Genomic DNA, 13,225 nt, shown 5'->3' with positions numbered 1-13,225 from the left:
CTGTTTCTGTGAGAAATGTAACATTACTGTGAAATTTTTTTCACGAAATAATGAATTTTTCATTTACAAAAAAGAAATGTGCTCTTTACAAATGTATGGTACAATATACGGGAAAAACTCTTTTTACCCTTTATCAACACATTTGAATAAAGGAGACTGAACTTATGGTTACTACATATCTTTTATTTATCGTTGCCTACTTACTTGGCTCGATTCCATTTGCACTAGTTGTTGGAAAAATCGGCTACGGAATCGATATTCGTGAGCACGGGAGCGGTAATCTAGGCGGAACAAACACATTCCGCACACTAGGGAAAAAAGCAGGTTTTACCGTTACAATTGCTGACATTTTAAAAGGGACATTAGCAACAAGTCTACCAATGATTTTCGGGTTAGATATTCATCCACTATGGTTCGGGTTAGCGGCTGTTCTTGGACATGTCTATCCAATCTTCGCGAAATTCCGCGGTGGTAAAGCAGTTGCAACTTCTGCTGGGGTGCTATTATGCTATTCACCAGTTGTTTTTGCAATATTGGCTGTTGTATTTTTCACCCTTTTATTTACAACAAGATACGTATCACTTTCTTCTATGGTAACAGCAGTTGTTGCTGTTATTGCATCCATTGTTAGCGGGGATAAAATCTTCATTATTGCGATGTGTTTATTAGCAGGTATGGTTATTTATAAACACCGTGCAAATATCGGACGAATTATAAATAAAACTGAACCAAAAGCAAACTTTTCAAAAAAGCAAAAATAAGATCGTAACCCACATAACGCAAAAAGAAAACGTGAAGCATATTAATAGCGTCTTTTTGCGTTATTTTTTATACTAAAGAAAAAGCAACATAATTTGGAGGAACTATACATGAATCTTTCCGTAACAAAAGAAGCAGCACAATGGTATAAAAATGAATTAAACTTACAATCAAATGAAACACTACGCTTTTTCGTACAATACGGTGGTTGCAGTACTGTGCAAAAAGGACTTTCTTTAGGTATTCGTAAAGATGACCCTGCACATCCTGCTGTTCAAATTCAAGAAGAAGGTATTAACTTCTTTATTGAAGGCGATGATGAATGGTTCTTCGATGGACATAATTTATCTGTTACACTTAACGAAGGTGACGACTTCCCACAATTTAATTATGAAAAATAAAAAAACGTGGCTTCTGCCACGCTTTTTTATTTTTTCTTAATTTCCTCATATTTCGCATACCACTCAGGATATAACTTTTTAAATGATACAGGGCGGAACCCTTCTTTTTTCGCACAAATATTCGTCGTACTTGCAGTAATACAAAGTTCACCATCACCATTATATATTTCATATCCATATACAACGCGAAGTGGGCTCACAGTATCTACCCATGTTTTTACGATTGCTTTTTCTCCGTAACGCATCGCTTTACGGTATGAAATTTGTAAATCTAACACAGGAGAAATAATTCCTTCTTTCTCCATTTCAACATATGAAAAACCTAAATCTTGTATAAGTTTCGTGCGACCTAACTCAAGCCACACTAAGTAGTTTGAATGGTAAACAACACCCATTTGATCTGTTTCCGCATAACGGATTTCAACTTCATGTTCTGCTACAAACATATGTATATTCGCCTTCTTTCACTTCTGCTACCTTGCATACATTTAATCATAATACAGTGACATCAAAAATAAAATAAAAATAGTGAATCTTTTCCCGAAAGGAGCAAGCATATGATTCAAATTGTAACGGTTCGTAGTGGTGATAGCGTATATAGCTTGGCATCAAAATATGGATCAACACCTGACGAAATAGTAAAAGACAATGGATTAAATCCAGCTGAAACGCTCGTTGTTGGTCAGGCACTTATCGTTAATACGAAAGGGAATAATTATTATGTACAGCCTGGTGACAGCCTATATCGAATTTCTCAAACATATAATGTCCCCCTCGCTAGTTTAGCTAAAGTTAATAATTTATCTTTAAAATCTATTCTCCATGTCGGACAACAATTATACGTACCAAAAGGTACAAAACGAGCTGTAGAATCCATCGCTTATTTACAGCCTTCCACTATACCGATTAAAGAGAGTTTAGTTAATGCTACACGTGCCATCAATCCATTTTTAACATACTTAGCTTATTTTAGTTTTGAGGCAAAAAGAGATGGCACATTAAAAGAACCTACTGAAACAGCGAAAATCGCTAATATTGCAACGCAAGGTAAAACAATCCCTATGCTCGTTATTACAAATATTGAAAATGGTAATTTCAGTGCCGATCTAACATCGGTTATTTTACGCGACGCAACGATTCAAAACAAATTTATTACAAACATTTTGCAAACAGCTGAGAAATATGGCATGCAAGACATTCATTTCGATTTCGAGAGTGTAGCACCTGAAGACCGCGAAGCGTATAATCGTTTTTTACGAAATGTAAAAACACGCTTACCTAGCGGGTACACATTGAGCACAACTCTCGTACCGAAAACAAGTTCAAATCAAAAGGGAAAATTTTTCGAAGCTCACGATTATAAAGCGCAAGGGCAAATTGTTGATTTCGTCGTCATTATGACATATGACTGGGGATGGCAGGGCGGGCCACCGATGGCGATTTCTCCTATCGGTCCGGTGAAAGAAGTACTTCAATATGCAAAATCTCAAATGCCTCCCCAAAAAATTATGATGGGGCAAAATTTATACGGGTTTGATTGGAAGCTTCCATTTAAACAAGGAAATCCACCCGCAAAAGCAATTAGCTCTGTCGCAGCTGTTGCACTAGCTCGTAAATATAATGTCCCTATTCGTTATGATTTCACAGCCCAAGCTCCTCATTTTAATTATTTTGATGAAAACGGCGTGCAACACGAAGTTTGGTTTGAAGATTCACGGTCTGTTCAAAGTAAATTCAATTTAATGAAAGAACAAGGTATAGGTGGTATTAGTTACTGGAAAATCGGTTTACCATTCCCACAAAATTGGCGTTTACTCGTTGAAAATTTTACGATTACGAAAAAGGGCTGACAAAAGTCAGCCCTTTTTGTACATTTTGTTAAGATTCATCTTTGATTTCACTTTTTAATGAGTCAATACTTTCTAAACGTCTTTGATTTTTTGCTTCAATAGCAGCACGATCTTTTTCATTAGAAAGTTCCGCTGTTTCTTTTGCTTCATTAAAGTTATCAACTGTATTTTGCACCATTTCTTGTAACTTTTCAGCGTTGTCACTTCGATTATCTGGATTTGGCATGTACTTCCCTCCTAATATTGTATATACACACCATCTTAAATTACCTATCTTTCCTCAAATTTATACATAAAAAAGGAGAATGTAATATTCTCCTTTTCTTTAACCATTATCAACAATCGGTTGTTTACCTGTTTGATCTTGCATTTGCTTTCCTTTATTTCCACCAGCTTTTTTCGATTGTGTTCCAATATGATTTGGTGCAAAGTCTTTTGAATTTTTTTTCGGATTACCCATTACTATCGCCTCCTTAACACTAGTATCGTACTAGTGTTAAGAATTATTCAGCTTGCTTAAAAAGTTTCATTTCATAACGTTTTTCAATGCGCTCTTCAATGCGATCAATTGCATCACGATCGCTTAATAATTGTTGTTTATTTTCATTTACAAGTTCTTCAAACGATTTACGGCGACTTCTTCTCATGTTGTTCACCCTCTCTCCTTCGCTTTCTTATTACATAGTATGAGCAAACAAAAAACTCTTTAATCAGATTTGCAAGAAAATTTTATGTTTTAGTACTCCTAAAAAAACTCCGTGTACAATATATTGCACACGGAGTTTTTTATACCATAATATTTAAATACTCTTTCAACTTTTCATCTGCATTCATTTCATTTGCTTTATAATCATGAAGCGCCTGTAATACAAAATCATACTGCTCTAAAATATAACTTTCTAATTTCATAACATCCTCTAAGCTATTAAGCATAATTCTCGTATTACCAACTTCACTTTTTAACGCCGGTTCACATTTTAAACTTGTACATATTTCTTTCACATCTTCTTCTAATATCTCTGTTAATACATATTTCTTTCGCCCTTTTACCTTTAATCTCATAACTGGATAAAAAGCTTTTATATCTAAATAACTTCCTACGTTCATACAACGTAGCCATTCTACATTACGTTTATTACATGCAAGTATTTCTTTCACCGCTTCATATACCGCAGTTTCATCAAGCATAGCCTTATTTACTTTTCGTTTCCCTTCTTCTTCAATAGCTGCACACTTTTGATAAACAGCAGCACACGTAATGCAATCGTCAAATGCATTATGAGAGCTTAAACGAATTCCAAGCATTCGTTTTAACGTTTCAAGTTTATGATTAGGCGCATGCTTCATGTATTTCTTCGCTAAAAATACAGTATCAATTACTTTATTTTTAGGTTCAGGCAACCCAAGCATATTTACATTACTTTTCAAAAAGCGCATATCAAAAGAAGCATTATGAGCCACAATAACATTTGTATGTAAAAATGCTAAAAATAAAGGTAACACTTCTTCAATCGTCGGTGCATCTGAAACGCGATAATTGGTAATACCTGTTAAACTCGTTATTCGGTCCGGAATTGGCCGCTCTGGATTCACGTATGAAACAAATTGATCTACCAGTTCATGATTACAATATTTCACCGCTGCAACTTGAATAATTTTATCATTATAAGGGTTAAATCCTGTTGTTTCAAAATCAATTACAACATAATCTAACGGTAAGGATACATTCCCCACTCCATACACTCCTTTATCTCTAAACGTTTATATTTCTTACATCATATCATGAAGTTATTACTACTTGAAAAAGAAAAGGCAGAAATGGGAACTCTCCACCTCTACCTTTTTACCATTATTTTAATTTAGCAACCCTTTTCTCCATCTCTTTTTGCGTCATCGGCCCAATAAACTTATCTTGAATGACACCTTTTGTATCTATAAAATACGAAGTTGGAATCGTAATTACTTTATACGCTGTTGTCACATCAATGTTCTTGTCCAATAAAACAGGAAAAGTAATTCCTTTTTCTTTAATAAAATTGCTTACCTTTTCTTCCCCCCCACCTTTTTCTGAAGGCGTATAATTGATTGCTAAAATTTCTACGTTTTCTTTATGTTCTTTATAGAAAGCCTCCATATCAGGCATTTCTTGCTGACATGGTCCACACCACGTAGCCCAAAAGTTTAAAATTACTTTCTTTCCTTTTAAATCCGATAACTTTACATTTGTCCCATCTAACTTAGTTAATTCAAAGTCTGGTGCGCTCTTCCCTATCTCAATACCATTCCTTGCGATAATCTCTTTCATCACAGCTTCACTTTTTTCTTGCTTCACTTTTACCGCCTGCTCTTTATTACCAAACTGTTCATAAGCTGCATATCCCGCTAAACAAAGTAACACTACAATAATCGTAAGCTTCCGCCACATTTTATATCACCCTAACGTATTATCTTCTTTTAACACATTCATCAAAATACTATATATCTTATTTTAGCTTATACGGACAAGCTTGGAAATATTCACATTCTAAATAATCAGAATTTTTATAACTGTGATGAAATATTTACCTTTCCATCATATAATTAGAAATAAATAGAATATTTTATAATGAAAGGAGCTCTCATGAATTTATTTGAAAAAATACTTCTATATATTCTTAGTTTTATATTTTCCCCAATCGGAATTATCACATGGATTATCTCACTATTTAGTAAAGACCCTGAAAAAAAACAAGTTGGACGTATTTGTCTCTATATCGCATTAATCTCATTTATCCTTTGGGCAGGCCTCGGCATTATTACTTTTTTCACGATGACTACCATTACTACTATAGAATAGTTATAGAAAGGATGATTATTTTGGGAGAACACCCTATCACCAAAGAGCTACGCTATATACGAATATGCTTAGTTATTTTAGTAATCGTTCTTTTATTTTTCAACAGTGAAAAAGTCGTTGAAATTTCTACAAATCATGATTCCATAGAAAATGTTCCCACCAGTAATATGACACAAATTGCGGAAAATACATTCGCTATTCAAGAATATAATCCATTACTAAGTAGCGAACATACAATTAAGATTGTCAAATATAATCCAGATACAAATCAACTTACTCTCGTCAAAGAAGTTAATTCTAGTGATCCGAATTCTTATACTTATCAACTTAATGAGAACGAATAAAGTGAAACTTTAATCAGCCCTCACCAATCGGGCTGCCCGGCAAATAGCTGAATAAAGATAAGGGCATTACATATTTCTTATCTTTTTGTTTGCAACTCTTTGTACAATGAGTTGCAATTTAATAATTCTCTAGGATTCCCACATTCCACAATAGTCCCATTCTTTATGACAACAACACAATCTGCTATCATCGCTCTCTCTACATCATGTGTTGCCACAATTCTCGTTACATCTCTTCCTATCCCTTCAATCATATTCCAAACCAGTTCTTGATTGCCTGGATCTAACCCAGCCGTCGGTTCATCTAAAATAATAAGAGTTGGATTTGATACAATCGCTCGCAATAATTCTATACGTTTCGTTTGTAATATACGTTGACTCGCTTTTGAACTTATATAATCAAATAAAAGATTGTTCGCCCACATTAAAAAGCGACTACCCGCAAACAAAGCTATATATAAATACGCACCTTTTAGCTCTCTTTGAATAAGATTGTCTACAATTAATCCCATGAAAATTGGGCGTGATAAATTTAAAATGGCAGCAATTATCCCACTACATACAGCTGCTATTACTAATATTTTCTCTTGTCGTAACGGCAACAATATTCTTTTATACTCTGTCATGACGTTTCCTCCATTTTTATAGTAAAAAGAAAGGGATGAAACCAAATGGTTTCATCCCTTTCCATAAAATAAGGAAGCTAACTATTGTTAGCTTCCTTATTGTTCATTTCAATTATTTAGTTCGACACTTTTGATTCTTCAATTTTCTCACGAAGAACCATTTGCAGAATACCACCGTGACGGTAGTAATCAATTTCAACTTCACTATCGAAACGAGCTACTACTTCAAATTGTTTTTCGTTGCCATCTAAATCAGTTGCAACTACTTTTACAAGATCACGTGGTCTAACTGATTTGTCGATTTGAATTTCAAATGACTCGTTACCAACAAGACCTAACGTTTCAGCACTTTCGCCATCTTTAAATTGAAGTGGTAATACACCCATTAACACTAAGTTACTGCGGTGAATACGTTCGAAGCTTTCTGCGATTACTGCTTTAATACCTAATAAGTTAGTACCTTTCGCAGCCCAGTCACGAGAACTTCCCATACCATAATCTTTACCAGCAACAACTAGAAGACCTGTGCCATCTTCTTTATATTTCATAGCAGCATCATAGATTGATGTTACTTCACCAGTCGGCCAGTATGTTGTATATCCGCCTTCTGTTCCTGGTGCAATTTGGTTTTTAATACGGATGTTCGCGAATGTACCACGCATCATAACTTCATGGTTACCACGACGAGAACCGTAAGAGTTAAAGTCAACTGGTTGTACGCCGTTTTCTAATAAGTAGCGTCCAGCTGGTGTGTGCTTACCGATTGAACCTGCTGGTGAAATGTGGTCTGTCGTTACAGAGTCACCAAATTTACCAACTACACGTAAGCCTGATAACGTTTCAACTTCACCTGGTTCTTTAGATAAACCTTCAAAGAATGGTGGGTTTTGAATGTATGTTGAATCATTATCCCAAGTATATAAAGCTTCGTTTGAAGTTTGGATTTCATTCCAACGCTCATTGCTGTTAAATACTTGTGCATATTCTTTCTTGAACAGTTCAGATGTAACAACGCTTTGAACTACATCTTCAATTTCTTTAGCTGATGGCCAAATATCGTTGAAGTAAACAGCATTGCCATTTGCATCTTTACCGATTTCATCATTTTTCAGGTCAATATCAACAGTACCTGCAAGTGCATATGCCACAACAAGTGGTGGTGATGCTAAGTAGTTTGCTTTTACAAGTGGATGAATACGACCTTCAAAGTTACGGTTACCAGATAAAACAGATGTTACTAGTAAGTCGTTTGCTGCGATTGCTTCTTCTAATTCTGGCGCTAATGGACCAGAGTTACCGATACAAGTCGTACAGCCGTAACCAACTGTTTGGAAACCTAATTGATCTAAATATGTTGTTAAACCAGACTTATCTAAGTACTCTGTAACAACTTTAGATCCTGGTGCTAATGATGTTTTTACATACTCAGGTACTACAAGTCCTTTTTCAATTGCTTTCTTCGCAACTAGACCTGCTCCAATTAATACGTATGGGTTTGATGTATTTGTACAGCTTGTAATTGCTGCGATTGCAATTGCACCTGTTTTCATCGTTACTTCTTTATCTTCTAATGTAACCTTCACTTCTTTATCGAACTCTTGCTCATTAAATCCAAGTCCTTGTGTTCCAACTGGTGCTACAACAGCTTTATGGAACGCATCTTTCATATCTGAAAGTGGAATTAAATCTTGTGGGCGTTTCGGTCCAGAAAGGTTAGATTCAATTGTATTTAAATCAATTTCAACAAGATCAGTATAGATTGGATCTTTACTGTCTGCTGTATAGAATAAACCGTTCGCTTTACAGTATTCTTCAACAACGCGAATTTGTTCTTCATCTCTACCTGTTAAACGTAAGTATTCTAATGAAATATCATCGATTGGGAAGAATCCACAAGTTGCGCCGTATTCTGGTGCCATATTTGAAATTGTTGCACGGTCAGCTAAAGGCATGCTCTTTAGTCCATTACCGAAGAACTCAACAAATTTACCAACTACACCTTTTTGACGTAATACTTGTGTTACTTTTAATGCAACGTCTGTCGCTGTAGTACCACTTGGAAGTGTACCAGTTAATTTCACACCGATTACTTCAGGTACTGGGAAGTATGAAGGCTGTCCAAGCATTCCTGCTTCTGCTTCAATACCACCAACGCCCCATCCAAGAACGCCGATACCGTTAATCATTGTTGTATGTGAGTCTGTTCCAACTAATGAATCTGGGTATGCAACTAAGTCACCTTCAGCATTTTTCACAGCATGAACAACTGGTGCTAAATATTCAAGGTTTACTTGGTGTACAATACCTGTAGCTGGTGGAACCGCACGGTAGTTATCAAATGATTTCTGTGCCCAGCTTAAAAATTTATAACGTTCTTCATTACGTTTAAACTCTAAGTCCATGTTGAATGCAAGCGCGTCTGCCGTACCCGCTCTATCAACCTGTACAGAGTGGTCAATTACAAGGTCTACAGTAATTTCAGGATTAATTTTGTCAGGATCTCCGCCCATGTCTGCCATTGCTTTACGAAGCGAAGCCAAATCAACAACAGCTGGAACACCAGTGAAATCTTGTAAAATTACACGAGATGGTTTAAATGGAACATCGATATCTTGAACATCTTTCGTTCCCCATTTCGCTAAATTTGTAACATGCTCTTCTGTGATTACACGTCCGTCTACTTGACGAAGTACTGATTCAAGTAAAACTTTCACGGAATATGGTAATTGAGATACGTTGCCAACCCCTGCATTTTCAAGCGCTTTCAAATCATAATAATGATACGTTTTTCCATCTACTTCAAAAGTTGCACGTGATTGAAATGGATTATGTTTGACCATTATGTTTCCCCCCTGTTAAACGTGACTAAGTTGTCTGAATATAAAATGTAGACAAACTTTTCAATACCTTACGATAATATCTTATTACAACTTTCTAAATAAGTAAATAATAAGAAACTTATAGATTATCATAAGTTTTCTTTATGTTTCTAAATTTGAATAGCTTTCATGCTCCTTATGAATACTATTATCATAAAGTAAAGTGCTCTATCCGCGGTTTACTTACAGTTCGTACATACTATGAACTGCTCATCATTCAACATACAAAAAATGTTATAGAGGTGAAATAAAATGGGTAAAAGAAAAGCAAATCATACTATTTCAGGAATGAATGCTACATCTGCACAAGGACAAGGAACTGGTTACAATGAAGAATTTGCAAACGAGCCTTTAACTCCAGCAGAGCGACAAAATAATAAGAAACGTAAAAAGAACCAGTAAAGAAAAATCCCAAAAGGTCTATTTTCCTTTTGGGATTTTTTCTAATGTTTATAACGTAGTAATTCCGAAACCGTTACAAATCGATAGCCCTGCTTTTTCAGTTCAGGTAAAATTTTTGCTAGTGCCGCTACCGTTTGACTACGATCATTTCCTCCATCATGTAACAATACAATATCGCCACTTTTAGCATTTTTCACTACATGATTTACAATGGATTCAACCCCTGGATTTGCCCAATCACGTGGATCTTGATGCCACGACCATAGAACAGTTTGATAACCAGCTTCTTTCGCTGTTTTAAATACAGCGTCGTTAATATATCCGCCAGGAGGACGGAATAACAAAGGTTCTTTCACCCATTTTTCAAAAAATTTCTTTCCATCTAAAATATCATTTTCTAATTTTTCATCTGATGAATTACTCGCATACAAATGATTCATCGTATGATTTCCAATTTCATGTCCCTCTTTTAACACTTGTTTCACTAAATATGGATTGCGCTGAACTCGAAATCCAATCATAAAAAATGTCGCTTCAGCCTTATATTGACGTAATAAATCTAAAACTTGTGGTGTATACGTTGGATCTGGTCCATCATCAAATGTAATTGCAATAATTTTTTCATTATTAGGTACTTCCCATGTTACATAACCAGTTGGTTCTAACTCTTTTCTGAGCAACATTTTCGCTTCCACTTTTTCCACTTGAAATATATGTACTGCACATAGCAAAGAAAAAACTAATAGAAAAATTTTCTGTTTTAGCATAACGTTTACTAAAGCAGCAAGGTTGTCGAATAAACAACAACCTCATTTACTTTTCTAATTGATCTACATTTCGCATTATATTTTGGAGATTATTTTCATATTGCTCAAGTTGTGGACGTTGTGTTTCTGAAGCTACCTCTAGTGCATTTTGAATTTGTTCATATGCTTCCTGAACCTCTTGGCGTAATTCTTTTAAATCATGACCGTAGTTTGGATCATTTTTCACAATGTTGTTAAATGCATTTTCTGCTTGTGTAACGCCTTGCTGCGCTGCTTGAAACGCTTGTTGTTTATCTTTATGATATGGCATTATATAATCCCCTTTCTGTAATAGTTAGTCCCAATTATCTTTACCTTTTTTTCTAAAAACATTCTCGTATAAATTTGCAAACTTTTCTCATTCTAAAGAGGAAGAGGAGGTGTCACATACCATGGGAAAAAACAATCGTGAAGCAAAAGAAAAAAAAGGACAACCTGAACCATTAAGCGGATCTCATAAAGTAAAAAACCGTAACCATTCACGCCAAAAACATCATGCGCATCATGATATGTAAAACAAAAAGTGCACACTAGCTATCTTTTCCACATACAATGTTTATATTTTTCCATTTATTCTTCACCCCTAATTCATTCATGCATAACATAGTATGAATTGAGATTTTACGGAGGGTGTCTTACATGGGCAAGAAAAAGAAGGATTGTCTTTTTCATGTTGATGGTTTCGAAGAATGGATGGATCAATTTTGTTCTGACTCTTGTAGTAACTTTAGTTTCCCAAATCAAATTCATATTGACCTTTGCGAAACGGAACAAGAATACATTTTGGAAACAGATGTACCAAATGTAACTGAACAAAATGTAGTCATTAAAAAGATGAAGACAGGCCTAACCATTTGCATACTTCATAATAATATTTCTTTACAGCGGATCATTCCTTTACCCGATAATATTATTTATAAGAAGATGCTAGCCTGCTTAGAAAATGGATATTTAGCCATTCATATTTCCAAAAATGAAGTTGCTGATAAGCATGAAATGAAAGTTCTTTTTTCAAATTAAGAGTTAATATAATACACACTAAGCCCCAGTTGGTTACTGGGGCTTATGTTATTTCGCATGCATTTCTATATTAGAATTTCTATCATATCTTTTTTTCGATAAACCTTTTGTAACTAAAAGCACAGGAAATGCCACAGTTGAAAATATAGCTAGTGCTGAAAATACTGCAAACCCATTTTGGTACCCGTAGTAATCGAGAAGTACTCCTCCAAACCACGGACCTATTACTGCTCCAATTCCCGAAAAACCCATCGCACCGAAGTATGTTCCTTTTAGATGCGCAACAGCAATATCATCAATAAATACATCCGTCATCGAAAACATTAAGACTTCTCCAATTGTAAAAATAATTGTACAAACGGCAGCACCTAGCATAGATTCTACTATTCCAAAGCCAAATAATCCCCCGCTCACAAATAAAGTCCCAACCATAATTGATGTTAACGGTGTATACTTTTTGCACATTTGAATAACAGGGTATTGGATAATCACTACAACAATTGCATTTAAAGCGAGCATATATGAGAATAGCTTCACCCCATCCTCAAATATATGTGCATTTGCAAAATATTGAGATACTGTCGTCGTTAAATGTGAAAAACCGCAATTACTCAAAATAATACCGACTAAAGCAACTAAAAATACTATATCTTTTCGCAATATACGCATTGCATTTAACATTGTAACAGGTTTTTCTGTACTCACTTTCTTTTTTTCCATTGGATACTTCTTAAATTGGAACGCTAATATAGCTGTATATAGAATATATACCCCAGCTGCTACTAAAAAAGGAATTGTTGATTTTGCACTTCCAATCTGTAATCCAACAATTGGTCCAATAGCAACTCCAACATTTATTGCACCGTATCGTAAGTTATAGACGAGTAACCGATACTCAGGCTTTGTTAAATCTGATAATAATGCTCTTGATGTTGGCTCAAAAAACGACCTACATAATCCATTTAAAGCGTTTAATAAAAAGAAACTTAAAACATGATCCGCAAGTGAAAAACCTATAAACACAAAAATCCAAACGATCATGGACCAGAGCATAATTGTTTTCCGGCCAAATCGATCTGATAAATTCCCTCCGATAAAACTAGCAAAAACACCAACAAGTGCACTCGTTCCGATAATAGCACCAGTCATTCCAGCTGATACACCTTTAACAGTCGTTAAATAAATCGCTAAAAAAGGGATACTCATTGAAGTTGCAAACCTAGCAAACAATGTCCCTAAAATAATACTCATTCCAAGCGGATGAATATGCTGTAGCTTCCCCTTCATCGTTAAACCTACTCT

General features: G+C 35.2%; 19 protein-coding genes. 8 read left to right on the top strand and 11 right to left on the bottom strand.

What is annotated here, in order from left to right; translation table 11 throughout:
* Window positions 1-164 precede the first annotated feature (164 nt).
* Both plsY and HMAS_RS06530 read left to right on the top strand, forming a co-directional pair.
* Window positions 165-761, top strand: coding sequence for a glycerol-3-phosphate 1-O-acyltransferase PlsY (gene plsY, locus HMAS_RS06535; protein ID WP_000258974.1), 597 nt, complete (start codon window positions 165-167; stop codon window positions 759-761).
* A 108-nt stretch (window positions 762-869) separates the two neighbouring features.
* Window positions 870-1,160: a HesB/YadR/YfhF family protein gene (locus HMAS_RS06530; protein ID WP_001054453.1), complete on the top strand. Its 291-nt coding sequence runs from the start codon at window positions 870-872 to the stop codon at window positions 1,158-1,160.
* Window positions 1,161-1,186: 26 nt separating this feature from the next.
* Here the strand turns inward: HMAS_RS06530 and HMAS_RS06525 are convergent, their stop codons facing one another.
* Entirely contained in the window at window positions 1,187-1,606 is a 420-nt protein-coding gene (locus HMAS_RS06525; protein WP_000495812.1) for an acyl-CoA thioesterase, read from the bottom strand.
* Between the two features lie 111 nt (window positions 1,607-1,717).
* Here HMAS_RS06525 and HMAS_RS06520 point away from each other — a divergent pair, with 111 nt between their 5' ends.
* Window positions 1,718-3,010, top strand: coding sequence for a glycosyl hydrolase family 18 protein (locus HMAS_RS06520; RefSeq protein WP_000614853.1), 1,293 nt, complete (start codon window positions 1,718-1,720; stop codon window positions 3,008-3,010).
* 28 nt (window positions 3,011-3,038) lie between these two features.
* On the opposite strand, the gene tlp is transcribed toward HMAS_RS06520, so the two are convergent.
* The 5 genes from tlp to HMAS_RS06495 all read right to left on the bottom strand — a co-directional run bounded on the left by tlp (window position 3,039) and on the right by HMAS_RS06495 (window position 5,435).
* Window positions 3,039-3,236: a small acid-soluble spore protein Tlp gene (gene tlp / locus HMAS_RS06515; protein WP_001133511.1), complete on the bottom strand. Its 198-nt coding sequence runs from the start codon at window positions 3,234-3,236 to the stop codon at window positions 3,039-3,041.
* A gap of 99 nt (window positions 3,237-3,335) precedes the next feature.
* Window positions 3,336-3,470 (bottom strand): acid-soluble spore protein SspN, encoded by a 135-nt coding sequence (gene sspN, locus HMAS_RS06510; RefSeq protein ID WP_000527987.1) that lies wholly within the window; start codon window positions 3,468-3,470, stop codon window positions 3,336-3,338.
* A 43-nt stretch (window positions 3,471-3,513) separates the two neighbouring features.
* Entirely contained in the window at window positions 3,514-3,657 is a 144-nt protein-coding gene (locus HMAS_RS06505) for an FbpB family small basic protein (protein WP_001254699.1), read from the bottom strand.
* Between the two features lie 139 nt (window positions 3,658-3,796).
* Window positions 3,797-4,744: a 3'-5' exonuclease gene (locus tag HMAS_RS06500; protein ID WP_116344724.1), complete on the bottom strand. Its 948-nt coding sequence runs from the start codon at window positions 4,742-4,744 to the stop codon at window positions 3,797-3,799.
* 115 nt (window positions 4,745-4,859) lie between these two features.
* On the bottom strand, window positions 4,860-5,435 hold the full coding sequence (locus tag HMAS_RS06495; protein WP_006917475.1) for a redoxin domain-containing protein: 576 nt from the start codon (window positions 5,433-5,435) through the stop codon (window positions 4,860-4,862).
* A gap of 195 nt (window positions 5,436-5,630) precedes the next feature.
* Between HMAS_RS06495 and HMAS_RS06490 the strand changes: the two genes are divergently transcribed.
* Entirely contained in the window at window positions 5,631-5,846 is a 216-nt protein-coding gene (locus HMAS_RS06490; protein ID WP_001047912.1) for a hypothetical protein, read from the top strand.
* 11 nt (window positions 5,847-5,857) lie between these two features.
* On the top strand, window positions 5,858-6,190 hold the full coding sequence (locus tag HMAS_RS28310; RefSeq protein ID WP_081631290.1) for a YmzC family protein: 333 nt from the start codon (window positions 5,858-5,860) through the stop codon (window positions 6,188-6,190).
* A gap of 77 nt (window positions 6,191-6,267) precedes the next feature.
* Here the strand turns inward: HMAS_RS28310 and HMAS_RS06480 are convergent, their stop codons facing one another.
* Both HMAS_RS06480 and acnA read right to left on the bottom strand, forming a co-directional pair.
* The gene (locus tag HMAS_RS06480; RefSeq protein WP_046392949.1) at window positions 6,268-6,816 is read right to left on the bottom strand and encodes a hypothetical protein; all 549 of its coding nucleotides are present in this window, start codon (window positions 6,814-6,816) and stop codon (window positions 6,268-6,270) included.
* Between the two features lie 116 nt (window positions 6,817-6,932).
* Window positions 6,933-9,656, bottom strand: a complete 2,724-nt coding sequence (acnA, locus tag HMAS_RS06475) for an aconitate hydratase AcnA (RefSeq protein ID WP_000238564.1) — start codon at window positions 9,654-9,656, stop codon at window positions 6,933-6,935.
* A gap of 291 nt (window positions 9,657-9,947) precedes the next feature.
* Between acnA and sspO the strand changes: the two genes are divergently transcribed.
* Window positions 9,948-10,097 carry a small acid-soluble spore protein O gene (gene sspO / locus HMAS_RS06470; protein WP_000518058.1) on the top strand — a complete coding sequence of 50 codons (150 nt, stop codon included), beginning with the start codon at window positions 9,948-9,950 and terminating at the stop codon, window positions 10,095-10,097.
* A gap of 41 nt (window positions 10,098-10,138) precedes the next feature.
* Here the strand turns inward: sspO and pdaB are convergent, their stop codons facing one another.
* Together pdaB and HMAS_RS06460 are read right to left on the bottom strand one after the other, a co-directional pair.
* The gene (gene pdaB, locus HMAS_RS06465; RefSeq protein ID WP_061665781.1) at window positions 10,139-10,864 is read right to left on the bottom strand and encodes a polysaccharide deacetylase family sporulation protein PdaB; all 726 of its coding nucleotides are present in this window, start codon (window positions 10,862-10,864) and stop codon (window positions 10,139-10,141) included.
* Window positions 10,865-10,910: 46 nt separating this feature from the next.
* Window positions 10,911-11,174, bottom strand: a complete 264-nt coding sequence (locus HMAS_RS06460) for a hypothetical protein (protein ID WP_001146295.1) — start codon at window positions 11,172-11,174, stop codon at window positions 10,911-10,913.
* Window positions 11,175-11,295: 121 nt separating this feature from the next.
* Here HMAS_RS06460 and HMAS_RS06455 point away from each other — a divergent pair, with 121 nt between their 5' ends.
* On the top strand, window positions 11,296-11,418 hold the full coding sequence (locus HMAS_RS06455) for a small acid-soluble spore protein P (protein ID WP_000517649.1): 123 nt from the start codon (window positions 11,296-11,298) through the stop codon (window positions 11,416-11,418).
* Window positions 11,419-11,542: 124 nt separating this feature from the next.
* On the top strand, window positions 11,543-11,923 hold the full coding sequence (locus HMAS_RS06450) for an Hsp20/alpha crystallin family protein (RefSeq protein WP_000516749.1): 381 nt from the start codon (window positions 11,543-11,545) through the stop codon (window positions 11,921-11,923).
* Window positions 11,924-11,971: 48 nt separating this feature from the next.
* Here HMAS_RS06450 and HMAS_RS06445 read toward each other — a convergent pair whose 3' ends face one another.
* Window positions 11,972-13,210, bottom strand: a complete 1,239-nt coding sequence (locus tag HMAS_RS06445) for an MDR family MFS transporter (RefSeq protein ID WP_000676812.1) — start codon at window positions 13,208-13,210, stop codon at window positions 11,972-11,974.
* Between the last annotated feature and the right edge of the window lie 15 nt (window positions 13,211-13,225).

Origin of the sequence: Bacillus sp. HMA207 (assembly GCF_003402455.1) — a bacterium.
GTDB classification, from domain to species: domain Bacteria; phylum Bacillota; class Bacilli; order Bacillales; family Bacillaceae_G; genus Bacillus_A; species Bacillus_A cereus.
The sequence above is the reverse complement of the archived record's forward strand: the minus strand, read 5'-3'. Positions and strand labels throughout refer to the sequence as shown.

Bases quoted from the DNA above. Each gene is read 5' to 3' on its own strand.
- pdaB (WP_061665781.1), bottom strand. From the start codon at position 10,864: ATGCTAAAACAGAAAATTTTTCTATTAGTTTTTTCTTTGCTATGTGCA.
- HMAS_RS06495 (WP_006917475.1), bottom strand. From the start codon at position 5,435: ATGTGGCGGAAGCTTACGATTATTGTAGTGTTACTTTGTTTAGCGGGA.
- HMAS_RS06450 (WP_000516749.1), top strand. From the start codon at position 11,543: ATGGGCAAGAAAAAGAAGGATTGTCTTTTTCATGTTGATGGTTTCGAA.
- tlp (WP_001133511.1), bottom strand. From the start codon at position 3,236: ATGCCAAATCCAGATAATCGAAGTGACAACGCTGAAAAGTTACAAGAA.
- acnA (WP_000238564.1), bottom strand. From the start codon at position 9,656: ATGGTCAAACATAATCCATTTCAATCACGTGCAACTTTTGAAGTAGAT.
- HMAS_RS28310 (WP_081631290.1), top strand. From the start codon at position 5,858: ATGATTATTTTGGGAGAACACCCTATCACCAAAGAGCTACGCTATATA.
- sspO (WP_000518058.1), top strand. From the start codon at position 9,948: ATGGGTAAAAGAAAAGCAAATCATACTATTTCAGGAATGAATGCTACA.
- sspN (WP_000527987.1), bottom strand. From the start codon at position 3,470: ATGGGTAATCCGAAAAAAAATTCAAAAGACTTTGCACCAAATCATATT.
- HMAS_RS06530 (WP_001054453.1), top strand. From the start codon at position 870: ATGAATCTTTCCGTAACAAAAGAAGCAGCACAATGGTATAAAAATGAA.
- plsY (WP_000258974.1), top strand. From the start codon at position 165: ATGGTTACTACATATCTTTTATTTATCGTTGCCTACTTACTTGGCTCG.
- HMAS_RS06480 (WP_046392949.1), bottom strand. From the start codon at position 6,816: ATGACAGAGTATAAAAGAATATTGTTGCCGTTACGACAAGAGAAAATA.
- HMAS_RS06520 (WP_000614853.1), top strand. From the start codon at position 1,718: ATGATTCAAATTGTAACGGTTCGTAGTGGTGATAGCGTATATAGCTTG.
- HMAS_RS06445 (WP_000676812.1), bottom strand. From the start codon at position 13,210: ATGAAGGGGAAGCTACAGCATATTCATCCGCTTGGAATGAGTATTATT.
- HMAS_RS06505 (WP_001254699.1), bottom strand. From the start codon at position 3,657: ATGAGAAGAAGTCGCCGTAAATCGTTTGAAGAACTTGTAAATGAAAAT.
- HMAS_RS06490 (WP_001047912.1), top strand. From the start codon at position 5,631: ATGAATTTATTTGAAAAAATACTTCTATATATTCTTAGTTTTATATTT.
- HMAS_RS06525 (WP_000495812.1), bottom strand. From the start codon at position 1,606: ATGTTTGTAGCAGAACATGAAGTTGAAATCCGTTATGCGGAAACAGAT.
- HMAS_RS06455 (WP_000517649.1), top strand. From the start codon at position 11,296: ATGGGAAAAAACAATCGTGAAGCAAAAGAAAAAAAAGGACAACCTGAA.
- HMAS_RS06460 (WP_001146295.1), bottom strand. From the start codon at position 11,174: ATGCCATATCATAAAGATAAACAACAAGCGTTTCAAGCAGCGCAGCAA.